Source organism: Burkholderia sp. 9779_493, from assembly GCF_015712215.1.
In the GTDB taxonomy this organism is placed as follows: domain Bacteria; phylum Pseudomonadota; class Gammaproteobacteria; order Burkholderiales; family Burkholderiaceae; genus Burkholderia; species Burkholderia cenocepacia.
Window position 1 is genome coordinate 258,563 of the sequence record NZ_JACCQA010000002.1, and the last position, 23,576, is coordinate 282,138.

Below are 23,576 nucleotides of genomic sequence, written 5' to 3' on the forward strand. Positions count from 1 at the left end.
ACGGAACTCACTACTTCTTACTCATCGATCACACGCAGCATGGAACCGATCAAAGTTGGCCTGTTGGGCTTCGGCACGGTGGGCAGCGGCACCTTCACGGTGCTGCGCCGCAACCAGGAAGAAATCAAGCGACGCGCGGGGCGCGGCATCGAGGTGGCGCGCATTGCCGTGCGTAACCCGGCCAAGGCGCAGGCTGCGCTCGGCGGTGACGCCGCCGCTGCGCAGATCACCGACGATTTCAACGCGGTCGTCGACGATCCGTCGATCGCGATCATCGCCGAGATGATCGGCGGCACGGGCATCGCGCGCGAGCTCGTGCTGCGCGCGATCGCGAACGGCAAGCACGTCGTGACGGCGAACAAGGCGCTGCTCGCGGTGCACGGCACCGAGATCTTCGAAGCCGCGCGCGAGAAGGGCGTGATGGTCGCGTTCGAGGCGGCCGTCGCCGGCGGCATCCCGATCATCAAGGCGCTGCGCGAAGGCCTGACCGCGAACCGCATCCAGTACATCGCCGGCATCATCAACGGCACGACCAACTACATCCTGTCGGAAATGCGCGACCGCGGGCTCGACTTCGCGACCGCGCTGAAGGCCGCGCAGGAGCTCGGCTACGCGGAAGCCGATCCGACCTTCGACATCGAAGGCGTCGACGCCGCGCACAAGGCGACGATCATGAGCGCGATCGCGTTCGGCGTGCCGGTGCAGTTCGACCGCGCGTACGTCGAGGGCATCAGCAAGCTCGACGCGACCGACATCCGCTACGCGGAGGAGCTCGGCTACCGGATCAAGCTGCTCGGCATCACGCGCCGCGCCGAAAACGGCATCGAGCTGCGCGTGCACCCGACGCTGATTCCGGAAAAGCGCCTGCTCGCGAACGTCGAGGGCGCGATGAACGCGGTCGTCGTGCACGGCGACGCAGTCGGCACGACGCTGTACTACGGCAAGGGCGCGGGCGCGGAGCCGACCGCGTCGGCCGTCGTCGCGGATCTCGTCGACGTCACGCGCCTGCACACGGCCGACCCCGAGCATCGCGTGCCGCATCTCGCGTTCCAGCCCGACAGCCTGTCGAACACGCCGATCTTGCCGATCGAGGAAGTGACGAGCGGCTACTACCTGCGCCTGCGCGTCGCCGACCAGACCGGCGTGCTCGCCGCGATTACGCGCATCCTCGCCGAATCGGGCATCTCGATCGACGCGCTGCTGCAGAAGGAATCGGAGCAGATCGACGGCGCGAACGGCGAGACCGACATCATCCTGATCACGCACGAGACGGTCGAGAAGAACGTCAACGCGGCGATCGCGCAGATCGAGAGCCTGGCGACGGTGGTCTCGAAGGTCACGAAGCTGCGCATGGAAGCGCTGAACTGAGCCGAGGACGACATGAACTACATTTCCACGCGCGGCGCCGGCATCGGCGAGCGCCATACGTTCTCCGACATCCTGCTCGGCGGTCTCGCGAAGGACGGCGGGCTCTACCTGCCTGCCGAGTATCCGAAGGTGTCGGCCGACGAGCTCGCGCGCTGGCGTACGCTGTCGTACGCGGATCTCGCGTTCGAGATCCTGTCGAAGTTCTGCGACGACGTGCCGGCCGACGACCTGCGTGCGATCACGCGCCGCACGTACACGGCCGCCGTGTACAGCAACACGCGCCACGGCGAGAACGCGTCCGACATCACGCCGCTGAAGACGCTCGGCACCGAGCACGGCGCGGCGCTGTCGCTGCTCGAACTGTCGAACGGCCCGACGCTCGCGTTCAAGGACATGGCGATGCAGCTGCTCGGCAACCTGTTCGAGTACACGCTCGCGAAGCACGGTGAAGCGCTGAACATCCTCGGCGCGACGTCGGGCGACACCGGCAGCGCGGCCGAGTACGCGATGCGCGGCAAGGCCGGCGTGCGCGTGTTCATGCTGTCGCCGCACAAGAAGATGAGCGCGTTCCAGACGGCGCAGATGTTCAGCCTGCAGGATCCGAACATCTTCAACCTCGCGGTCGAAGGCGTGTTCGACGATTGCCAGGACATCGTGAAGGCCGTGTCGAACGATCATGCATTCAAGGCGCAGCAGAAGATCGGCACCGTCAACTCGATCAACTGGGCGCGTGTCGTCGCGCAGGTCGTCTACTACTTCAAGGGCTATTTCGCGGCGACGCAGTCCAACGACGAGCGCGTGTCGTTCACGGTGCCGTCGGGCAACTTCGGCAACGTCTGCGCGGGTCACATCGCGCGGATGATGGGGCTGCCGATCGCGAAGCTGGTGGTCGCGACCAACGAAAACGACGTGCTCGACGAGTTCTTCCGCACGGGCGCGTATCGCGTGCGCAGCGCCGAGAACACCTATCACACGAGCAGCCCGAGCATGGACATCTCGAAGGCGTCGAACTTCGAGCGCTTCGTGTTCGACCTGCTCGGCCGCGATCCGGCCCGCGTGATGCAGCTGTTCCGCGACGTCGAGGAGAAGGGCGGCTTCGATCTCGCGGCGAGCGGCGATTTCGCGCGCGTCGCCGAATTCGGTTTCGTGTCGGGCCGCAGCAGCCACACCGACCGCATCGCGACGATCCGCGACGTGTTCTCGCGCTACGACACGATGATCGACACGCATACGGCCGACGGCGTGAAGGTCGCGCGCGAGCACCTGGAAGCCGGCGTGCCGATGGTCGTGCTCGAGACGGCGCAGCCGATCAAGTTCGGCGAGACGATCCGCGAAGCGCTCGACCGCGAAGCCGAGCGGCCGGCCGCATTCGACGGGCTCGAGGCGCTGCCGCAGCGCTTCGAGGTCGTGAAGGCCGACGCGCAGCAGGTGAAGGACTTCATCGCCGCCCATACGGGCGCATGACGCACGGCCGGGCCCGCAGGCCCGGCGGCGCAGGACGGCCGGAACGCCGATTCGTCGAACGGATCGGGGTTCCGGCCGTTTCGTTTGGTTCGCGGGCTCGGCATCCGGGCATCGTTCTCCGCGCGAAACAAGTGCCAGACCCGCGCGTTCGCGCCGATCACAGTCTTCGCATGCTCGCCATATCGCGCGTGCGCGTGACGGCGTCGCTACAATGACGGTTTGATTCCAACGATCCCCGATTCCATCGATGTCGAACCCGAATCCCGCGGCGCCGCGCGCGCCAATGCTGTCGACCGCCGAGGCGCTCGCCGCGCTGCTCGATGCCGCGAAGCCGCTGCCCGGCGCCGAAACCGTCGCCACGCTCGACGCGCTCGGCCGCGTGCTGGCGGCCGACGTCAGCTCGCCGCTCGACGTGCCGCCGATGCACACGAGCGCGATGGACGGCTATGCGGTGCGCGTCGCCGACCTGCTGCACGGCGATCGACGGTTGCCGGTGTCGCAACGCATTCCGGCTGGCCATCCGGCGCAACCGCTTGCGGCCGGCACGGCCGCGCGGATCTTCACCGGCGCGACGGTGCCGCCCGGCGCCGACGCGGTCGTGATGCAGGAGCAGGCGTCGGCCGACGGCGACGCGGTCGAGATCCTGCACACGCCGAAGGCAGGTGAATGGATCACCGCGCAGGGCGCGGACATCCGCCAGGGGGCGGTGATCCTGCCGGCCGGCACGCGGCTCACGCCGCAGGCGCTGGGTCTCGCCGCATCGGTCGGCTGCGCGCAGCTGTCGGTCGCGCGGCGGATTCGCGTGGCGGTGTTCTTCACCGGCGACGAACTGACGATGCCCGGCGAGCCGCTGAAACCCGGCGCGATCTACAACTCGAACCGCTTCACGCTGCGCGGGCTGCTGGAGCGGCTGGGCTGTCACGTGACCGACTACGGCATCGTGCCCGACTCGCTGGCCGCGACCCGCGACACGCTGCGGGAGGCCGCCCGCGATCACGACGTGATCCTGACGAGCGGCGGCGTGTCGGTCGGCGACGAGGATCACGTGAAGCCGGCCGTCGAGGCGGAAGGGCGGCTCGCGCTGTGGCAGATCGCGATGAAGCCCGGCAAGCCGCTCGCGTATGGTGCCGTGCGCCGCGGCGACGAGCGCGCCGACGCGCATTTCATCGGGCTGCCCGGCAACCCGGTCTCGAGCTTCGTCACGTTCCTGCTGTTCGTGCGGCCGTTCCTGCTGCGCCTGTCCGGCGTGCGCGACGTCGCGCCGCGCGCGTTGTCGCTGCGTGCCGATTTTTCGCAGAGCAAGGGCGACCGGCGCAACGAATTCCTGCGTGCGCGCGTGAATGCGGCCGGCGGCCTCGACCTGTTCCCGAACCAGAGCTCGGCCGTGCTCACGTCGACGGTCTGGGGCGACGGCCTGATCGACAATCCGCCGCAGCACGCGATCAGCGCCGGCGAGACCGTGCGTTTCATTCCGTTTTCCGAACTGCTGTCGTAACGCGACGGCTTCCCGAACCATGAAGATTCAGCTGAAATTTTTTGCAAGCGTGCGCGAAGCGCTGGGCGTCGCCGATGAAGAAGCCAACGTACCGGACGGCGTGACGACCGTCGGCGACGTGCGGGCGTGGCTGCGCGTGCGCGGCGGCGCGTGGGCCGACACGCTCGCCGAAGGGCGCGCGTTGCGCATGGCGTGCAACCACGAGATGACCGATCCCGACACGCGGCTCACCGAAGGCTGCGAGGTCGCGTTCTTTCCGCCGGTGACGGGCGGTTGAGGGCCGGGCGATGGCAACGGTACGAGTCCAGACCGACGATTTCGATCTGAATGCCGAAGTCGCGGCATTGCGGGCGCGCAACCCGAAGATCGGTGCGGTCGCGTGCTTCGTCGGCACGGTGCGCGACCTGAACGAAGGCGAGTCGGTCGCCGCGATGGAGCTCGAACACTATCCCGGAATGACCGAGAAGGCGCTCGAGAAGATCGCGGCCGAGGCCGGCCGGCGCTGGCCGGGCATCGACGTCGCGATCGTGCATCGCGTCGGCAGGCTGTTGCCGCTCGACCAGATCGTGATGGTCGCGACGGTCGCGTCGCACCGCGGCGATGCGTTTGCATCGTGCGAATTCGTGATGGATTACCTGAAGACCGAAGCGCCGTTCTGGAAGAAGGAAACGACGCCGGACGGCGAGCGCTGGGTCGATGCGCGCAGCACCGACGACGCCGCGCTCGCGCGCTGGGGCGTCGAGTCGGGCAACACGCGGCGCTGAGCGCGGAGCGCGAACGATGCGGCGATGTGCCGCATGCACGCGATCGTCGCGGGTGACGGACGTTACGCGTCCGGGTCGACGCTGCGCCCGATGATCTTGGTCGGAAACGGCTCGCCGCGGGCCCGCGACGGCAACGCGTGCGAATCGTCGCCCGCGTCGCGACGGCGCGGCGCGATCGCGTCGAGCAGCGCCTGCTGCTCGGGCGGAATCTGGTAATCCCAGCCGAACCGACTCAACTGCAGGCTCTGCGCGATCCGCAGCGCGGGCTCCATGAAACGGAGCGCCGCCGGCGGCGCGTAGCGCGCTTCGACGGTTTTCAGGAACAGCGACAGCCAGCGGCTGAAGTGGGCCGGCTCGATCCCGTCGAGCGGCTGGTGCGCCTGCTGCACGTTGCCGCGATAGCCCTTGGTGCCGAGCACGAGGCTCGACCAGAACGTCACCATCTTCGGCAGATGATCGTCCCAGCGGCCGGCCAGCTTCGCGTCGAACACGGGTCCGAGCAGCGGATCGGCGCGCACGCGGTCGTAGAACGCGTAGACGAGATCGCGGATGTTGTCTTCGGTCGGCTCGGCGTCGCGGGGGCGGGCCGGTGCGGATTCGGGCGAGGCGGGCAGGGCAGTCATGACGAAAATGGCCGGTGGATCGGGGCAGCGACGGCGCGGCGGCACGGGTGACGAGCAGGACGCCGGCCGGATTTTGACGCAAAATAGCGTCCAATAACCCCTGGAAAACGTGTAGATGTCACGCATCTTATTGCGCGCACGCGATCCCGGCAACCCGGGGCCGCGCAACGGCACCATCGATCGGCCCCTGCACGCATCGCGATCGGCTCGGTTCAGGTAATCGGGGCACGATCGATCTTTTCCGTATTCGCTCATGAGACTCACCGACTACACCGACTATTCGCTGCGCGTGATGCTGTACCTGGCCGTGCGCGGCGAGGGGCTCGCGACGATCCAGGAGATCTCGGACGCCTACGGCATCTCGAAGAACCATCTGATGAAAGTGGTGCAGCAGCTCGGCGAGCTGGGCTGGGTCGACACCGTTCGCGGCCGTAACGGCGGGTTGCGGCTGTTCGCCGATTCGCTGCAACTGACGGTCGGCCAGGTGGTGCGGGCGACCGAAAACGACTTCGCGCTGGTCGGTTGCTTTTCGCCCGACGACAGCGAGTCGCGCGGCTGCGTGATCGAGCCGCAGTGCCGGCTGAAGGGCGTGCTCGCGGCCGCGCGCGATGCCTTCTTCGCGGAGCTCGATCGTCACACGATCGGCGAACTGGCCGAGCCTGCGTCGCCGCTCGTGGCGCTGCTCGGCATTCGCCCGGTCGCGCTCGTGCGTGCGGCGCCGGAGCCGGACGAGGTGTCGGCGGCCGCCGAGCCGTCGTCCAAGGCCCACTGACACGCGGGCGCCGCCCATCCCGTCACGCCGCCGGCCGTTTTCAGGCGATCCGGCATTTTTTGCGCTGAATCAACCCGAATTTCGCTTGAAAGCCGCATAACCATCCTCATCTTGGTGTTAATCGAAAATTGGAGGTCTCGACTAAATGAGAATCGACAAGCTCACCACCAAGTTCCAGGAAGCACTCGCGGACGCGCAAAGTCTCGCGGCAGGCCGCGACAATCAATACATCGAACCCGTTCACGTCCTCGCGGCGCTGGTCGCGCAACAGGACGGCTCGGCCCGCTCGCTGATGTCGCGTGCGGGCGTGCACGTGCAGGCGCTGCAAGGCGCGCTGAACGAAGCCATCTCGCGCCTGCCGCAGGTAACGGGCACGGGCGGCGACATCCAGATCGGCCGTGAGTTGGCCGGGCTGCTGAACCAGGCCGACAAGGAAGCGCAGAAGCTCAACGACACGTTCATCGCGAGCGAGATGTTCCTGCTCGCGGTGTCGGACGACAAGGGCGATGCCGGCAAGCTCGCGCGTCAGCACGGCCTCACGCGCAAGGCGCTGGAAGCCGCGATCGCCGCGGTGCGCGGCGGCTCGCAGGTGCACAGCCAGGATGCGGAAAGCCAGCGCGAGGCGCTGAAGAAATACACGGTCGACCTGACCGAGCGCGCCCGCGCGGGCAAGCTCGATCCGGTGATCGGCCGCGACGACGAAATCCGCCGCTCGATCCAGATCCTGCAGCGCCGCACCAAGAACAACCCGGTGCTGATCGGCGAGCCGGGCGTCGGCAAGACGGCGATCGTCGAAGGGCTCGCGCAGCGGATCGTCAACGGCGAAGTGCCCGAGACGCTGAAGGGCAAGCGCGTGCTGTCGCTCGACATGGCCGCGCTGCTCGCCGGCGCGAAGTATCGCGGCGAGTTCGAGGAGCGCCTGAAGGCGGTGCTCAACGACATCGCGAAGGACGAAGGCCAGACGATCGTCTTCATCGACGAGATCCACACGATGGTCGGCGCGGGCAAGGCCGAAGGCGCGATGGACGCGGGCAACATGCTGAAGCCGGCGCTGTCGCGCGGCGAGCTGCACTGCATCGGCGCGACCACGCTCGACGAATACCGCAAGTACATCGAGAAGGACGCCGCGCTCGAGCGCCGCTTCCAGAAGGTGCTCGTCGACGAGCCGAGCGTCGAGGCGACGATCGCGATCCTGCGCGGGCTGCAGGAGAAGTACGAACTGCACCACGGCGTCGACATCACCGACCCGGCGATCGTCGCCGCGGCCGAGCTGTCGCACCGCTACATCACCGACCGCTTCCTGCCCGACAAGGCGATCGACCTGATCGACGAAGCCGCTTCGAAGATCAAGATGGAAATCGATTCGAAGCCCGAAGAGATGGACAAGCTCGACCGTCGTCTGATCCAGCTGAAGATCGAGCGCGAAGCCGTGAAGAAGGAGCAGGACGAAGCGTCGCAGAAGCGCCTGCAGCTGATCGAGGAAGAGATCGAACGCCTCGGCCGCGAATATGCGGACCTGGAAGAGATCTGGACCGCCGAGAAGGCCGCGGTGCAGGGCAGCGCGCAGCTCAAGGAAGAGATCGAGAAGGTGCGGGCGGACATCGCGCGCCTGCAGCGTGAAGGCAAGCTCGAGAAGGTCGCCGAGCTGCAGTACGGCAAGCTGCCGCAGCTCGAGTCGCAACTGAAGCAGGTCACGCAGGCCGAAGAGCAGGAGCAGCACAACCCGACGCGCCCGCGCCTGCTGCGCACGCAGGTCGGCGCCGAGGAAATCGCGGAAGTCGTGTCGCGTTCGACCGGGATTCCCGTGTCGCGGATGATGCAGGGCGAACGCGAGAAGCTGCTGCACATCGAGGAAAAGCTGCATGAGCGCGTGGTCGGCCAGGACGAGGCGATCAGCGCGGTGGCCGATGCGATCCGTCGGTCGCGCGCGGGTCTCGCCGATCCGAACCGTCCGTACGGCTCGTTCCTGTTCCTCGGCCCGACGGGGGTCGGCAAGACCGAGCTGTGCAAGGCGCTGGCGTCGTTCCTGTTCGATTCGGAAGAGCACCTGATCCGCATCGACATGAGCGAGTTCATGGAGAAGCACAGCGTCGCGCGGCTGATCGGCGCGCCGCCCGGCTATGTCGGCTACGAGGAAGGCGGCTACCTGACGGAAGCCGTGCGCCGCAAGCCGTACAGCGTGATCCTGCTCGACGAGATCGAGAAGGCGCATCCGGACGTGTTCAACGTGCTGCTGCAGGTGCTCGACGACGGCCGCATGACGGACGGGCAGGGGCGCACGGTCGACTTCAAGAACACGGTCATCGTGATGACGTCGAACCTCGGCTCGCAGGTGATCCAGGCCATGACCGGCTCGCCGCAGGACGAGATCAAGGACGCCGTGTGGCTCGAGGTGAAGCAGCATTTCCGCCCCGAGTTCCTGAACCGGATCGACGACGTCGTCGTGTTCCATGCGCTCGACCGCAGCAACATCGAGTCGATCGCGAAGATCCAGCTGGCGCGCCTGCACGACCGGCTTGCGAAGCTGGACATGGCGCTCGACGTGTCGCCCGCTGCGCTCGAACAGATCGCGAAGGTCGGCTACGATCCGGTGTTCGGTGCGCGGCCGCTGAAGCGCGCGATCCAGCAGGAGATCGAGAACCCGGTCGCGAAGCTGATCCTCGCCGGCCGCTTCGGTCCGAAGGACGTGATCCCGGTCGACGTCAACGACGGCCAGTTCGTGTTCGACCGCGTCGTGCACTGATCGCCTGCCATCGGCAGCGTGCCCGGTTCGCGCCGGGCGCGCAAAAACAAACACCCCGCCTCGGCGGGGTGTTTGCATATGGAGCGACCGAAACCGCTGCGCGGGATGTCGGCGCGCTGCGCGGCGGGCTTACGCCTGCTTGTTGCCGCCGAACATGCCGGCGAGTTGCGTCAGCGTGCCGAGCACGTTCGACGTGTCGACCTGGCCGCCGGCCGGCACTTCGCCGTTCGGCGTCGCGCCGTTGACGACGTGCGGCAGCACTTGCGCGAGGATCGACGACGCCTGCGACGGATCGATGCCGACCTTGCTCGCGAGCGAGCCGACGACGTCCGAGCCGAGCACGTTCTGCAGCGTATCGGCCGAGATCGGCTGGTTTTCGCCGGTGCCGACCCACGAACCGATGATCTCGCCGGCGCCGCCGGCCTTGAACTTCTCGATCAGCCCGTTCAGGCCGCCCGGCTGGTTGTTGATGAATTCGAGCGCGGTCGTGATCAGCGCGCTTTGGGAGTTGCCGCCGGCCTGGCCGCCGATCAGACCGCCAACGATGTCGAGGAGACCCATGGTTCTTCACCTTCACTGAAAAGGGCGCCGTGACGACGGCGCCCGTTGAACGAATGCCGCGCGCACGCCGTCGCGCGCGCGGCGCACATCAGGCGCCCGACGCCGCGGCGGCGGAGGCTGCCTTGTCCTTCTTGCTCTTCTTCTTCGAACCCTTCGTCGCCTTCGTGGACGACGCGGCCGCCGGTGCGCTCGCACCCGCGTCGGCGGATGCCGCCGCCGCCGCTTTTTCCTTCTTCGACGCACGCTTGGTCTTGGCCGGCTTGGCGGCCGCTTCCGGTGCGCTTGCCGTCGGCGCCGGCGCCGCGGTCGTCGTGCCGGCCGTCGCGGTCGTGGACGTCGACGCGGTGCCTGCCGACGTCGTGGTCGACGTGGTCGCGGACGTCGTCGCGGCCGGCTTCGACAGCTTCACGCCCTTCGGCGGCGTCGATGCGCCGCCGATCGTCAGGCCGTTTTCCTCGAGATGCCCGACCGACTTCGTGCCGAGGCCCTTCACGCGGTTCGCGAGATCGTCGGCGTCCTTGAACGGGCCGTTCTTGGTGCGTTCGTCGATGATCGCCTTCGACTTCACGGGCCCGAGCCCCTTCACGGATTCGAGCGCGGCCTGGTCAGCCGTGTTGACTTCGACGGCCGCGGCAAGGCCGGCGGCGAGCGACAGCGATAGCGCGACGAACAGCATCAGCAGCTTTTTCAGCATGGCAAAGGCTCCCTGGTTCTGACGGATGAATGGCTGTTGCAACGGATGACGACGCGCGAGGTGGCCGGGCGTCGCCGTTAAGCATAGGACAAATGCGTGCCCTTTTTAAGACAGGCTGACCGAATCTTGCTGAAGGCTTGCGGTGCTGTAAAGGCCGAAACCGGTGCCGGGGGCCGATTTTGACCATTCTTTACGGTGTCCGAGGGTGTGTCCCGGGAGAACGTCGCGCTGGCCGTCAGACAGGGCTTGACTTAGAGTGAACTCTAACTCCTAACCTCGTTCCTGCCATGTCGAAAACCGTATCCCAACCCTCCGCCGCCGGTCCGCTGACGATCGGGCAAGTCGCCGAACTGACGGGCGTGTCGACGCATACGTTGCGGTATTACGAGCAGGCCGGGCTGCTGCGCGCGATCTCGCGCACGGCGGCCGGGCACCGGCTCTATGCGCCGGCCGACCTTGACTGGCTGGCTTTCGTGATGCGCCTGAAGGCGACCGGCATGCCGATCGCGCAGATGCAGGCGTTCGCGGTGCTGCGCGAGCAGGGCGAGTCGACGTTCGGCGCGCGGCGCGACTTGCTGGTCGCGCATCGCGACGCGGTGCGCGCGCATATCGCGGAGCTGCAGGCGAGCCTCGACGCGATCGGCGACAAGATCGCGTACTACGAGGCGCAGGAACGGGAAATGGAACGACGGGCGAATCCTTCTCACTCTTTACCGGAACAGGACGGACACGATGGAACGACTCGTTGAGGATCGCTACACGCGCGGCTGGAACAAGCTGAAGGAAATCGACGGCGAAGCGGGCGAGCGCGTGATCGCGGCGCTTGCGCCGATCGCACCGGACTTCGGACGGCTGCTGGTCGAATTCAGCTTCGGCGACATTTACAGCCGGCCGCAGCTCGACCTGAAGGCGCGCGAAATCGCGACGATCGCGGCGCTGGCCGCGCTCGGCAACGCACAGCCGCAACTGAAGGTGCATATCGAGGCCGCGCTGAACGTCGGCTGCACGCGCGACGAGATCGTCGAGGTGTTCATGCAGATGGCCGTGTATGCGGGGATGCCGGCTGCGCTCAACGCGCTGTTCGCCGCGCACGAGGTGTTCACGCGGCGCGACGCAGCGGCCGGCGTGGCAGACGACGCGAACGAAGCGGCCGGGCAGTCCGCATGACGGCGCGTGCGCCGGTGCGTCACGCGCGGTGCGGCGCGACGATCCGGTGCTTCGCGATGCGCCGGTACAGCGTCGCGCGCGAGATGCCGAGCGCCCGGGCGGCTGCGTCGGGCCGCCAGCGATGCGCGGTGAGCGCGGCGACGATGCGGCTGCGTTCATCGTCGGGCAGCGCGCCTGCCGGCGCGCCGCCGAGTTGCGCGGCGAGGTCGGCCGGCAGGTCGCGCCGCGTCACGCGCGCGGCGTCGCACACCGCGCACGCATAGCGCAGCACGTTGCGCAGTTGCCGCACGTTGCCCGGCCATGGGTAGGCGGCGAGCTGTTCGGCGAGCGTCGCGTCGAGCGTGAGCACGTGGCCGGTCGCCTGCGCTTCCTCGGCGAACACGGCGGCGATCACGTCGCGCACGTCCGCGCGTTCGCGCAGCGGCGGCAGGTCGAACGTCGCGCCGCTCAACCGGTAGTACAGATCCTCGCGGAACGTGCCGTCGGCCACCATCCGCGCGAGATCGCGGTGCGTCGCGCAGATCACGTCGAGATCGACGCGCACGGGCGTATCGCTGCCGAGCGGCACGACCTCGCCGTCGGCCAGCACGCGCAACAGGCGCGTCTGCAGCGCGAGCGGCATGTCGCCGATTTCATCGAGAAACAGCGTGCCGCCGTCGGCGAGCGCGATCTTGCCGCGCGCGCCGTGCTTGCGTGCGCCGGTGAATGCGCCGGCCGCGTAACCGAACAGTTCGCTCTCGATCAGCGCTTCGGGCAGCGCGCCGCAGTTGACGGCGACGAACGGCCGCGCGCGCCGCGCGCCGGCGTCGTGGATCGCGCGCGCGAATACTTCCTTGCCGGCGCCGGTCTCGCCGAGCACGAGAATCGGCAGCCGCTTGCTCGCGACGCGCAGCGCGAGTTCGGCCTGTTGCGCGATGCGCGGGTCGCTGCTGTGCAGGAACGGCGTCAGCGCGCCGACGTGACGCGGCGCGGCGCTGCCCGGGCGGCGCGATGCCGCGCCGGGCTCGCGGCCGGTGCGCCGTAGCGGCGCACGCAGCCGCGCGTAGAGCGGCGCGCCGGTCGCGCGCAGCCGCAGCGCGACGATCGCATCGAGCCGCGCGGCGTCGCGCAGCGGCATCTCGGTCGCGTCGAAGATCTCGTCGATATGACGCGGCTCGCGCAGCGCCGGCAGCGCGTCGCGCGCGTGCCGGTTCGCGGCGACGATGTTGCCGCATTCGTCGAACGCGATCAGCCACTCCGGTTGCGCCTCGACGTAGTGACGATTCGGATGCCCGAACAATATCCAGTGCTGCGCGGTGCTGTGCACGAAGTAGCCGTCCTCGATCAACGCCGCGCTCTGCCGTACGAGCTGGTAGACGAGGCGCTGGCTGTCGCGGCCGTCGGGCGAATGCACGGCCGACGCGTCGAGCACGCCGATCAGTTCGCCGCCCGGCGAGAAGATCGGCGCCGCGCTGCACGTGAGCGTCGTGAACGCCGCGCGAAAGTGATCGGTCTTGTGCACGGTGATCGGCGCGAGATCGGTCAGCACGCTCGCGACGCCGCAGGTTCCTTCCTCGCTTTCCGACCAGCACGAGCCGATGTGCAGCCCCGCGTGACGGAAGTCGTTGCGGCGTTCGCGGTCGATCCGGTAGTCGATCGTCACGCCGTGCGCGTCGGTCAGCATCACGCAGTAGTCGGCGACGCGGATCATGTCGTGCAGCCGCGTCAGGCACTGGCCCGACGCGCGCAGGAAGGCTTCCTCCTTGTCGCGCACTTCGCGCAGTTCGGCCGCGGTCAGCACGCGCGGGCCGATCGACGAAGCGGGGTCGAGACGGTAGCGCTCCAGCGATCGTTGCCACGACGACACGAGGCGCGCGGAATCGGCCGGCGCGGGCAGGCGCCCGGCGAGCGCGCCGAGGACACGGTCGGCGTGCTGGGCCTGGGGGACGGCGTAGGGCATGGTCGGCTCCGGTTCCGTACGGCGGGAATGTCGCTGTTCTTGTAGCACATCCGTTCCGGCAGATCACATTGCATCGCAGCACGCGGCGCGCGTGAGACGGTCGTCTCACCGGTATCGCGCCATGTCTCGCGCAGTTGAGACGGCCGCGTGCGCGGCGTGCGGCGCTGGTCCGGCCACGCATCGCCTGCGTGACGCCGCGCAAATGCAGGGGTTTGCGGGCGGAACGCCGGGCTTGCGCGGGGGCCGCGACGATCGCGTCGACGTATCGACGACGTGAGACGCACCGATGAATTCGCCGCGCGCGGCGTCGTCCCGGCCGCCCATCCGGAACACGCACTCACCCGCCACGCCAGCGTGCACGCGGGTTTCACGGCTATCGCACGCACGATGGCACGCCGCTTGCAGAGATCACGGGCAAGCCGGCGCGATCGTGTCGGCGACGACGATCCGCCGCCCGTCGATGGCAGCGGACGAAACAGGTGGAGCCGACGCACGCGCCAATGCGCCGGCCCCGCCGACTGGATGGAGACAAACCCGTGACGACGCCCGTTACCGTCGGTGTGATCGCGAACCCCGCCTCGGGGCGCGACATCCGCCGCCTCACGACGCATGCATCCGTGTTCCCGACCGCGGAGAAGGCGAACATGATCGTGCGCCTCCTGGCCGGCCTTGGCGCGATGGGCGTCGAGCGCGTGCTGACGCTGCGCGACCGCACGGGCATCGCGACGCTGCTGCTGCGCGCGATCGACACGCATCGCGCGGTCGCGCCGCACGAGCGCTGGCCCGAGGTCGAATTCGTCGACCTGCCGATCACCGATACCGTCGCCGACACGCAAGCCGGCGCGGCCTATCTGCACCGGATGGAAGTGTCGCTGATCGTCGTGCTCGGCGGCGACGGCACCCATCGCGCGGTGGCCGCGCATTGCGGCGCGACGCCGCTCGTCGCGCTGTCCACCGGCACCAACAACGCGTTTCCCGAACATCGCGAGGCGACCGTCGCCGGCGTCGCGGCCGGGCTTGCTGCAACCGGTGCCGTGCCGGCCGAGGTCGCGTTCGTGCGCAACAAGCGGCTCGTCGTGCGCTGCGTCGCGGGCGCGCAGCCGGGGCGCGAGGAGATCGCGCTCGTCGACGTGTGCGCCGCGCGGCAACGCTTCATCGGCGCACGCGCGATTTCCGGCTCCGACGACATCGATTCGCTCTACCTGACGTTCGCGGAACCGGACGGCATCGGCCTGTCCGCGCTCGGCGGTGCATGGGCGCCGCTCGAACGCAGCGCGCCGCACGGGCTCGCGATGCGCTTCGCGGAAGCCGGCAAGACGGCCGGCACGCCGCTCGTCGCGCCGATCGCGCCGGGGCGCGTCGACCGCGTCGTGATGCGCAGTTGCGAACGGCTCGAACCGGGCTCGTGGCACGCGATTCCGTTCGAGCGCGGCACGCTCGCGTTCGACGGCGAGCGCGAGATCGAGGTCGCGCGCGGCGATCGCTACGAGATTGCGCTCGACTGGCGCGGACCGTTGACGGTCGACGTCGGCCGCACGCTGCGCTACGCGTCGTCGCGGCAACTGCTGCGCGACGCCGGTGCATGGCACGACTGACGCTTCGCGGTACGCAACGGCATTTCGCCATCCATCACGATCAACAAGGAGACATCGCCATGACAGCCCCTCTCGAAGGACAGGTCGCCATCGTCACCGGCGGCGCGCGCGGCATCGGCCGCGGCATCGCGCTGACGCTCGCCGGCGCCGGCGCCGACATCCTGCTGGCCGACCTGCTCGACGACGCGCTCGACGCCACCGCGCGCGAGGTGCGTGCGCTCGGCCGCCGCGCGGCGATCGCGAAGGTCGACGTCACGCAGGCCGCGCAGGTCGACGCGATGGTCGCGCAGGCGCTCGCCGACCTCGGCGGGCTCGACATCCTCGTGAACTGCGCGGGCGTGATCAGCATTCATCCGGTCGCCGAGCTGACTGAGCGCGACTGGGATTTCGTGATGAACGTGAACGCGAAGGGCACGTTCCTCGGCTGCCGGGCGGCGCTTGCCCACCTGAAGGCGCAGGGGCGCGGCCGGATCATCAACGTCGCGTCGATCGCGGGCAAGGAAGGCTTTCCGAATCTCGCGCATTACAGCGCATCGAAATTCGCGGTCGTCGGCTTCACCAATGCGCTGGCGAAGGAACTCGCGCGCGACGGCGTGACCGTCAACGCGATCTGCCCCGGCATCGTCCGTACCTACATGTGGGACCGGCTGTCCGACGAATGGAAGACCGACGGCGAATCGGTCGAGCAGTCGTGGCAGCGGCACCAGTTGACGCTGATTCCGCAGGGCCGCGCGCAGACGCCGGAGGACATGGGCCGGCTCGCGCTGTTCTTCGCGACGATGGACAACGTGACGGGCCAGGCCGTGAACGTCGACGGCGGCTTCACGTTCCACTGACGGCCGCAGGCCGTGCAATCCGCCGCCACGGCATGGCCGGGGCGGCATTCGCAGTCAGACCCACCCAGGAGACACACATGACCGCTTCGACACAGCTCAGCAGGGACACGCTGCTGGACGCCTATCGGCTGATGCGCACGATCCGCGAATTCGAGGAGCGCCTGCACGTCGAATTCGCGACCGGCGAGATACCCGGCTTCGTTCACCTGTATGCGGGCGAGGAGGCGTCCGCCGTCGGCACGATGCTGCATCTCGGCCTCGACGACTACGTGGCCACCACGCACCGCGGCCACGGCCATTGCATCGCGAAGGGCGTCGACGTGCACGGGATGATGGCCGAGATCTACGGCAAGAAGACCGGCGTCTGCCACGGCAAGGGCGGCTCGATGCACATCGCCGACCTGTCGATGGGGATGCTCGGCGCGAACGGGATCGTCGGCGCGGGCGGCCCGCTCGTGTGCGGCGCGGCGCTCGCGGCCAAGCACAAGAAGACGGGCGGCGTCGGCGTGTGCTTCTTCGGCGACGGCGCGTCGAACCAGGGCGTGATCTTCGAATCGATGAACCTCGCGTCGGTGTGGCGGCTGCCCGCGATCTTCGTCGCCGAAAACAACGGCTATGCGGAAGCGACGTCGTCGAGCTGGTCGGTCGCGACCGACAACATCGCCGATCGCGCGAACGGGTTCGGGATGCCGGGCGTGATCGTCGACGGCTTCGACTTCTTCGCGGTGCACGAGGCGCTCGGCGAGGCCGTCGAGCGTGCGCGCAACGGCGGCGGCCCGACGCTCGTCGAGGTGAAGTTCACGCGCTATTTCGGCCACTTCGAGGGCGATGCGCAAACCTACCGGGCGCCGGGCGAAGTGCAGAAGCTGCGCGACGAGAAGGATTGCCTGAAGCATTTCGAAACGCGCGTCGTGCGCGCCGAAGCGCTGACGACCGACGACCTGCGCGCGGTCGACGCACAGGTGAAGGCGCTGATCGACGACGCGGTCGCGCAGGCGAAGGCGGCGCCGCTGCCGGATGCCGCCGACCTGCTGGCCGACGTCTACGTGTCGTATCCGTGAGCGCGGCCTGACCCAGCAGCCGGCACGGCGAACCGAACATTCCAGGAGACAGACATGGCAAGGAAGATCACTTATTCGCAGGCGATCAACGAGGCGCTCGCGCAGGAAATGGCGCGCGACGACAGCGTGATCGTGATGGGCGAGGACAACGCGGGCGGCGCGGGCGCGCCGGGCGAGGACGACGCATGGGGCGGCGTGCTCGGCGTGACGAAGGGGCTGTTCCACAAGTTTCCGGGCCGCGTGCTCGATACGCCGCTGTCGGAGGGCGGCTACATCGGCGCGGCGGTCGGCGCGGCCGCGTGCGGGATGCGGCCCGTCGCGGAACTGATGTTCATCGATTTCATGGGTGTGTGCTTCGACCAGATCTTCAACCAGGCCGCGAAATTCCGCTACATGTTCGGCGGCAAGGCCGTGACGCCAGTCGTGATCCGCGCGATGTACGGCGCCGGCCTGCGCGCGGCCGCGCAGCACTCGCAGATGCTCACGTCGTTGTTCACGCACATTCCGGGGCTGAAGGTCGTGTGCCCGTCGACGCCGTACGACGCGAAGGGGCTCCTGATCCAGGCGATCCGCGACAACGATCCCGTGATCTTCCTCGAACACAAGCTGCTCTACACGCGCGAGGGCGACGTCCCGGAGGAATCCTATGCGATTCCGTTCGGCGAGGCGAACGTGATGCGCGACGGCGACGACGCGACGATCGTCACGTACGGCCGGATGGTGCATCTCGCGATGGACGCGGCCGCCAAGCTCGCGAAGGACGGCATCCAGTGCGAGGTGATCGACCTGCGCACGACGTCGCCGCTCGATGAGGAAACGATCCTCGACAGCGCCGAGCGTACCGGGCGCGTGGTGGTCGTCGACGAAGCGAATCCGCGCTGCTCGATCGCGACCGACATCGCCGCGCTCGTTGCGCAGCGCGCGTTCCGGTCGCTGAAGGCGCCGATCGAGCTCGTCACCGCGCCGCATACGCCCGCGCCGTTCGCCGGCGTGCTGGAAGACCTGTATATCCCGTCCGCCGATGCGATTGCGCAGGCGGTCCTGAAGACGAGGAGCTGACACGATGTCGATTCACATGATCACGATGCCCAAGTGGGGGCTGTCGATGGAGCAGGGGCAGGTCAACGGCTGGCTGAAGGCGGTCGGCGAGCGTGTGACGAAGGGCGACGAGGTGCTCGACGTCGAGACCGACAAGATCTCGTCGGGCGTCGAATGCGCGTTCGACGGCACGCTGCGCCGGCAGGTCGCGCAGGAGGGCGAGACGCTGCCGGTCGGCGCGCTGCTCGGTGTGGTCGCGGCGGCCGATGCAAGCGATGCCGACATCGACGCGGCGATCGCCGACTTCCAGCGCGATTTCGTGCCGAGCGCGGCGTCCGACGAGGCGGCCGGCCCGCAGCCCGAGAAGGCGCAGATCGGCGGACGCACGATCCGCTTCCTGAAGCTGGGCGACGGTTCGGGCACGCCGGCCGTGCTGATCCACGGCTTCGGCGGCGACCTGAACAACTGGCTGTTCAATCACGCGGAGCTCGCCGCGCACCGGCCGGTGTGGGCGCTCGATCTGCCGGGCCACGGCGAATCGGGCAAGGCGGTCGAGAACGGCAGCCTCGACGAACTGGCCGACGCGGTGCTCGCGCTGCTCGATGCGCAGCACATCGAGCGCGCGCACCTGATCGGCCATTCGATGGGCGGCGCGGTCGCGATGACGGTGGCCGAGCGCGCGCCGCAATGCGTCGCGTCGCTCACGCTGATCGCGAGCGCGGGGCTCGGCACCGACATCAATCGCGCGTACATCGACGGCTTCGTCGCCGGCAACAGCCGCAACACGCTGAAGCCGCACCTCGGCGCGCTGTTCGCGGACCACGCGCTGGTCACGCGGCAGCTCGTCGAGGATCTCGTCAAGTACAAGCGGCTCGAAGGCGTGCAGGCCGCACTGGAGAAGATCGCGGATGCCGCGTTCGACGGCGCCGCACAGCGGCGCGTGTTCCGCGACCGGCTCGCGACGCTTGCGCCGCGCACGCTGGTGATCTGGGGTGAGCGCGACGAGGTGATTCCCGCGCAGCATGCGCAGGGTTTGCCGGACGGCGTGCGTGCCGAGGTGATCGCCGGCAGCGGGCACATGGTGCAGATGGAGGCGGCCGCCGACGTGAACCGCCTGATCGTCGCGTTCCTCGGAGACTGACGATGGCCGCCGCGCTCGAACGACCCAGCCTCACGGCGCTCGGCCAGCCCGGCGCCAGAAGTCGCGACAAGCTCGCGCGCATTCCGGTGCGCGTCGAGCCCGCGGCCGGCACGGCGCTGCCGAAGCCGCCGTGGCTGCGCGCGCGGCCGATGATGAGCGCGGCGGTGGCCGACATGGCCGCCGTGCTGCGCGAGCATCGGCTGCATTCCGTCTGCGAGGAGGCGATGTGTCCGAACATCGGCGAATGCTTCGCGCAGCGCACCGCGACCTTCATGATCATGGGCGGGCTGTGTACGCGGCGTTGCCCGTTCTGCGATGTCGCGCACGGCCGTCCCGAACCGCTCGATCCCGACGAGCCGGCGCGGCTGGCCGACGCGGCCGCGGCGCTCGGGTTGCGCTACGTCGTGATCACGTCGGTCGACCGCGACGATCTGCGCGACGGCGGCGCCGCGCATTTCGCCGCGTGCATCGCGGCGGTGCGCGCGAGCGTGCCGGGCATCGGGGTCGAGGTGCTGACGCCGGACTTTCGCGGCCGCGCGGTCCGCGCGCTCGACGCGCTGTCGTCGGCGTGGCCCGACGTGTTCAACCACAACATCGAGACGGTGCCGTCGCTATACCGGGCGGCGCGGCCGGGCGCCGACTATCGCGGCTCACTCGAGCTGCTCGCGCAGGCGAAGGCCGCGCGGCCGACGCTCGTGACGAAATCGGGGTTGATGCTCGGGCTGGGCGAGCGCGACGACGAGGTGCGCGACACGCTGCGCGACCTGCGCGCGCACGAGGTCGACGTGCTGACGCTCGGCCAGTATCTCGCGCCGTCCGTGCATCATTTGCCGGTGCGGCGCTACGTGAGCCCGGAGGCGTTCGCCGCGTGGCACGACGAGGCGCTTGCGCTCGGTTTCAGGGAAGTCGTCGCCGGCCCGCTCGTGCGCTCGTCATATCACGCGGCCGACGTGCTGGAGGACGCGTAGCGCGCCGCGCGTCACGCAGCCGCGGTGGCGTGCGCGCGACCGATGCGGCGCAGGTACAGCACGAGCCCCGCGCCCGCCAGCATCAGGCTGACCGTGTTCGCGAACCAGAAGCCGCGCGCGCCGGTCAGCCAAGCGGGCGCGATGCCGCCGACGTCGAAGCCGAGCACGTAGCCGCCGCTGAGTCCGACGCCCCACAGCGCGACCGCATAGATCACGGTCGGCACGACCGCCACCTTGTACGCGCGCAGCACGAACGCCGACGTGACCTGCAGCGCATCGAACACGTGATAGCACGCGACGATCGCGACGAGCGGCATCGCGGCCGCGGCGACGGCGGGGTTCGGCGTGTAGCCGCCGATGATGAGCGGGCGCAGCGCGAACACGAGCAGGCCGTAGGCGGCCGCCACGCCGCACGCGAAGATCACGCTGTGCCGGCCGAGCAGCCGGGCTTCCTCGGCGCGTCCGGCGCCGAGCGCGCGCGCGACCAGCGTCGACGCCGCCACGCCGATCGACAGCGGCGTCATGTACAGCACGGCGCCGATGTTGCCGGCGATCTGGTGGCCGGCGAGCGTCGTCGTGCCGAACTGCGCGATGAACAGCGCCATGCACGTGTACGACGTGACCTCGATCAGGTACGACAGGCCCATCGGCACGCCGAGCTTCAGGATCGCCTTCTGGCGTTCCCAGACGGGCCAGCAGAAGCGCGAGAAGATCGCGAGCGGCGCGAACACGTCGAGCTTCGCGAGCAGCGTGTAGCCGATCAGCGCGAGCGCCCAGTTGATCAGCGTGCTGGCCAGCCCGCAGCCGGGGCCACCGAGCGCCGGTACGCCGAAGCCGCCGAAGATGAACCACACGTTCAGCGGGAACTTGAGCAGCAGCGCGCCGATCTGCAGGATCATCGCGAGCCGCGGCTTGCCGGCCGCGTTGGTCAGCGCGTTGTAGATGCGGAATACGAGGCTGGCGGGCAGCCCGTACGACAGGATGCGCAGGTAGTCGACGGTGCGGTCGTGCAGCGCGGCGGGCGCATGCGCGACGCGCAGCAGCGGCTCGGGAAAATGCAGCAGCAGGAAGCCGGGAATCGCGAGCAGCAGCGCGAGCCACAGCGCCTGGCGCACTTCCTCGCCGATCTCCGCATAACGCCGCGCGCCGTACAGTTGCCCGGTGATCGGCTGCAGCGCGGACAGGATGCCCGTCAGGCCGATGTAGATCGATACGTAGATCGACGAGCCGAGCCCGAGCGCGGCGAGATCGACGGCCGAGTAGCGGCCGACCATCGCGGTGTCGATCACGCCGAACGCGATGATCGCGAGCTGGCCGACCAGCACCGGCCACGCGAGACCGACGATCCGGCGGATGTCGCCGAGCATCGTCAATCGGCCGTCGGGCGGCGCGGCGGACGCCGCTTGACGGGCGCTTTCGGCCGTTCGATGCGCTCGTACAGGCGGAAGCGCTCGTCGCGGTCGGCGACGCGCCGGCCTTCCCAGACGAGACGCCACACGTATTGCGACATCGCGCTCGGCTCGCCGAAGTCGGCGCGGTCCTGGCGCAGGATCACGTCGCAGTCGCCGGAGAAATCGAAGTGCATGTCGCCGAAGTACGCGAAGGTCGCGATCTGCGCGTCGCCGAGCCGCACGGGCGAGATGCACTCGTAGTCGGACGGCAGGTGCACGGCGATCTGTTGCGCGACATCGCGATAGGTCCGGCCGTAGTTGACGATCGGCAGCCACAGCGTCATCAGCAGCACCCACATCAACGTGGTGCCCGCGCTCGACAGCACGACGCTGCGCCACAGCACCTTCGGCTGGCGCGACACACGCCAGCGCACGAGGAAGCACCAGCACACGGTGACGATCACCGCGCAGATGAACGACAGGATCTTGAAATGCGGCTCGTAGCCGGGCACGAGGCGCGCGAGGTTGCGCGCGAGCGGATGCGGGAAGCCGGTGAGCGACGCGAGCCACACGAGCCACACGAAGGTGCCGAGGATCGTGAAGCTCAGCACCGCGAACCAGTCGATCGCGTTGATCGCGCCGCGCTTGAGGGTCGGCAGCGCGAACGTCGCGAGCACCGCGAGCGGCGGCAGCAGCAGCATGTACATGCGGTTCGACTGCTGGCTTTGCAGGATCACGAGCGCGACGAGCGGTACGGCGACCGACAGCGGAATCGCGATGTGCGCGCGACGGCGCATGCCGGCCCAGCTCCACCACGCCCAGATCGCGAGCGGCCACGCGGGCCACGTGAACAGCGGCAGGTTTTTCGCCGCATAGCCGAGCACGGCCGTCGGCGGGCCCGAAAAGCGCATCAGGCTGCCGTGGATCCACTGGTTGAAGAACCACGCGGCGTCGTCGGGCGCCGCGACGATGGCGGCGAGCGGCCACAGCGCGAAGATCGCGGCCGCGAGCGGCACGCCGAGCAGCGGCAGGTGCAGGTTGCGCATCTCGGGCGTGACGAGCCACAGCGCGGCCGTGCCCGCGAGCAGCGCGACGACCAGCACCGGGTTGCCGGACAGCGCGACGAGGCCGATCGCGAGGCCCCACCACAGGGCGCCCTGCAGCGGCTTGTCGATGCCGCGCACGATCCCGTACACGAGCATCGCGATCCACGCGAACTGCGCGAGCTGCGGCGTCGTTTCGTGCCCGCGTTCCGCGAGGCCGAAGCAGGCGACGAGCACCAGCAGCGCACCGTCCGCGAGCGTGCGGCCGTAGTCGCGCGGCTCGGGCTCGCCGCCGAACGCGTACTTGAATGGTTGGACCTCGGCGCGCCGGCCGAGCAGGTAGGCCGCATACCAGACGAACGCGCACGCGACGCAGAACAGCACGCCGGTCGCGACGCGCGACGCGTTGCTCGCGTCGACCCACGGGCCGAGGCCGCGGATCGACAGCGCGCCGAGCCAGTAGCCGAGCGGCCCGTCGGTCGTGATGAACTTGCCGACCAGGTTCGGCAGCAGCCAGTCGTGCCAGCCGCCCTTGGCCATCGTCCACATCACGCCGAAGCCTGCCGCGTCCTCGTTTTTCCACGGGTCGCGGCCGAACAGGCCGAACGCCGCGTAGACGAGGCAGAGCGTGAGCAGCAGCCAGCGCGGCAGCGCACGCGTGGCGGAGGCGGTGAGACGGACGACAGGCTTCATGCAGATGAGCGATTTGTTATGGGCGGGCGGCCAGCGCGGTTGCGCGCGGTCGAGCCGGTTTCGAGCATCCGGCATTGTAGTCGCGCCCGCTGTTGTGCGTCAGGTCGTTGCCCGGGCGCCGGGCGGCGCGTCGTCGGGCGAGCAGAGACAAAAAAGGGCAGCCTGGGCTGCCCTTTTGTGCGATACCGGTACGTTGCAACCACCGGATACGGTGCGAAGC

General features: G+C 68.8%; 21 protein-coding genes. 15 read left to right on the forward strand and 6 right to left on the reverse strand.

The genetic code is table 11. The features are described from left to right. The first annotated feature begins 39 nt into the window (after positions 1–39). From H0X95_RS02785 to H0X95_RS02805, 5 genes are all read left to right on the forward strand, one after another. Entirely contained in the window at positions 40–1,368 is a 1,329-nt protein-coding gene (locus tag H0X95_RS02785) for a homoserine dehydrogenase (RefSeq protein ID WP_006482858.1), read from the forward strand. 12 nt (positions 1,369–1,380) lie between these two features. After that, positions 1,381–2,832 (forward strand): threonine synthase, encoded by a 1,452-nt coding sequence (gene thrC / locus H0X95_RS02790; RefSeq protein ID WP_006482856.1) that lies wholly within the window; start codon positions 1,381–1,383, stop codon positions 2,830–2,832. 247 nt (positions 2,833–3,079) lie between these two features. Continuing rightward, a complete protein-coding gene (locus H0X95_RS02795; RefSeq protein ID WP_012492667.1) occupies positions 3,080–4,327 on the forward strand; it encodes a molybdopterin molybdotransferase MoeA in 1,248 nt (415 codons plus the stop codon). Positions 4,328–4,346: 19 nt separating this feature from the next. After that, a complete protein-coding gene (gene moaD, locus H0X95_RS02800; protein ID WP_034201638.1) occupies positions 4,347–4,604 on the forward strand; it encodes a molybdopterin converting factor subunit 1 in 258 nt (85 codons plus the stop codon). A 10-nt stretch (positions 4,605–4,614) separates the two neighbouring features. After that, positions 4,615–5,091: a molybdenum cofactor biosynthesis protein MoaE gene (locus H0X95_RS02805; protein WP_006482862.1), complete on the forward strand. Its 477-nt coding sequence runs from the start codon at positions 4,615–4,617 to the stop codon at positions 5,089–5,091. A 62-nt stretch (positions 5,092–5,153) separates the two neighbouring features. On the opposite strand, the gene H0X95_RS02810 is transcribed toward H0X95_RS02805, so the two are convergent. Then, positions 5,154–5,714: a group III truncated hemoglobin gene (locus tag H0X95_RS02810; protein WP_034201639.1), complete on the reverse strand. Its 561-nt coding sequence runs from the start codon at positions 5,712–5,714 to the stop codon at positions 5,154–5,156. Between the two features lie 253 nt (positions 5,715–5,967). Between H0X95_RS02810 and H0X95_RS02815 the strand changes: the two genes are divergently transcribed. Beyond that, complete coding sequence (locus tag H0X95_RS02815) at positions 5,968–6,486, forward strand: Rrf2 family transcriptional regulator (protein ID WP_006484059.1); 519 nt, start codon at positions 5,968–5,970, stop codon at positions 6,484–6,486. 145 nt (positions 6,487–6,631) lie between these two features. Next, positions 6,632–9,229 carry an ATP-dependent chaperone ClpB gene (gene clpB, locus H0X95_RS02820; protein ID WP_006496391.1) on the forward strand — a complete coding sequence of 866 codons (2,598 nt, stop codon included), beginning with the start codon at positions 6,632–6,634 and terminating at the stop codon, positions 9,227–9,229. Between the two features lie 129 nt (positions 9,230–9,358). On the opposite strand, the gene H0X95_RS02825 is transcribed toward clpB, so the two are convergent. Together H0X95_RS02825 and H0X95_RS02830 are read right to left on the reverse strand one after the other, a co-directional pair. After that, complete coding sequence (locus H0X95_RS02825) at positions 9,359–9,790, reverse strand: YidB family protein (RefSeq protein WP_006484058.1); 432 nt, start codon at positions 9,788–9,790, stop codon at positions 9,359–9,361. A gap of 88 nt (positions 9,791–9,878) precedes the next feature. After that, entirely contained in the window at positions 9,879–10,484 is a 606-nt protein-coding gene (locus tag H0X95_RS02830) for a ComEA family DNA-binding protein (protein ID WP_059720648.1), read from the reverse strand. Between the two features lie 287 nt (positions 10,485–10,771). Here H0X95_RS02830 and H0X95_RS02835 point away from each other — a divergent pair, with 287 nt between their 5' ends. After that, complete coding sequence (locus H0X95_RS02835; RefSeq protein WP_006484054.1) at positions 10,772–11,233, forward strand: MerR family transcriptional regulator; 462 nt, start codon at positions 10,772–10,774, stop codon at positions 11,231–11,233. Continuing rightward, positions 11,217–11,651: a carboxymuconolactone decarboxylase family protein gene (locus H0X95_RS02840; protein WP_006496395.1), complete on the forward strand. Its 435-nt coding sequence runs from the start codon at positions 11,217–11,219 to the stop codon at positions 11,649–11,651. Before H0X95_RS02835 ends, H0X95_RS02840 begins: the two co-directional genes overlap by 17 nt. Positions 11,652–11,670: 19 nt before the next feature. On the opposite strand, the gene H0X95_RS02845 is transcribed toward H0X95_RS02840, so the two are convergent. Beyond that, positions 11,671–13,590, reverse strand: coding sequence for a sigma-54-dependent Fis family transcriptional regulator (locus H0X95_RS02845; protein WP_034201642.1), 1,920 nt, complete (start codon positions 13,588–13,590; stop codon positions 11,671–11,673). A gap of 536 nt (positions 13,591–14,126) precedes the next feature. Here H0X95_RS02845 and H0X95_RS02850 point away from each other — a divergent pair. The 6 genes from H0X95_RS02850 (at position 14,127) to lipA (ending at position 20,229) form a co-directional block, all read left to right on the forward strand. Continuing rightward, a complete protein-coding gene (locus H0X95_RS02850) occupies positions 14,127–15,185 on the forward strand; it encodes an ATP-NAD kinase family protein (protein WP_006485073.1) in 1,059 nt (352 codons plus the stop codon). A 59-nt stretch (positions 15,186–15,244) separates the two neighbouring features. Continuing rightward, positions 15,245–16,021: an SDR family NAD(P)-dependent oxidoreductase gene (locus H0X95_RS02855; protein WP_006496398.1), complete on the forward strand. Its 777-nt coding sequence runs from the start codon at positions 15,245–15,247 to the stop codon at positions 16,019–16,021. A 77-nt stretch (positions 16,022–16,098) separates the two neighbouring features. Beyond that, complete coding sequence (locus tag H0X95_RS02860; RefSeq protein ID WP_006485077.1) at positions 16,099–17,082, forward strand: thiamine pyrophosphate-dependent dehydrogenase E1 component subunit alpha; 984 nt, start codon at positions 16,099–16,101, stop codon at positions 17,080–17,082. Positions 17,083–17,136: 54 nt separating this feature from the next. Continuing rightward, on the forward strand, positions 17,137–18,141 hold the full coding sequence (locus H0X95_RS02865; RefSeq protein ID WP_006485069.1) for an alpha-ketoacid dehydrogenase subunit beta: 1,005 nt from the start codon (positions 17,137–17,139) through the stop codon (positions 18,139–18,141). 4 nt (positions 18,142–18,145) lie between these two features. Further along, on the forward strand, positions 18,146–19,261 hold the full coding sequence (locus tag H0X95_RS02870; protein WP_006485078.1) for an acetoin dehydrogenase dihydrolipoyllysine-residue acetyltransferase subunit: 1,116 nt from the start codon (positions 18,146–18,148) through the stop codon (positions 19,259–19,261). Positions 19,262–19,263: 2 nt separating this feature from the next. Next, on the forward strand, positions 19,264–20,229 hold the full coding sequence (lipA, locus tag H0X95_RS02875; protein ID WP_006496400.1) for a lipoyl synthase: 966 nt from the start codon (positions 19,264–19,266) through the stop codon (positions 20,227–20,229). 11 nt (positions 20,230–20,240) lie between these two features. On the opposite strand, the gene H0X95_RS02880 is transcribed toward lipA, so the two are convergent. Then, positions 20,241–21,596, reverse strand: a complete 1,356-nt coding sequence (locus H0X95_RS02880; RefSeq protein ID WP_059720647.1) for an MATE family efflux transporter — start codon at positions 21,594–21,596, stop codon at positions 20,241–20,243. A gap of 2 nt (positions 21,597–21,598) precedes the next feature. Beyond that, positions 21,599–23,431: an ArnT family glycosyltransferase gene (locus H0X95_RS02885; RefSeq protein WP_006485070.1), complete on the reverse strand. Its 1,833-nt coding sequence runs from the start codon at positions 23,429–23,431 to the stop codon at positions 21,599–21,601. Positions 23,432–23,576 lie beyond the last annotated feature (145 nt).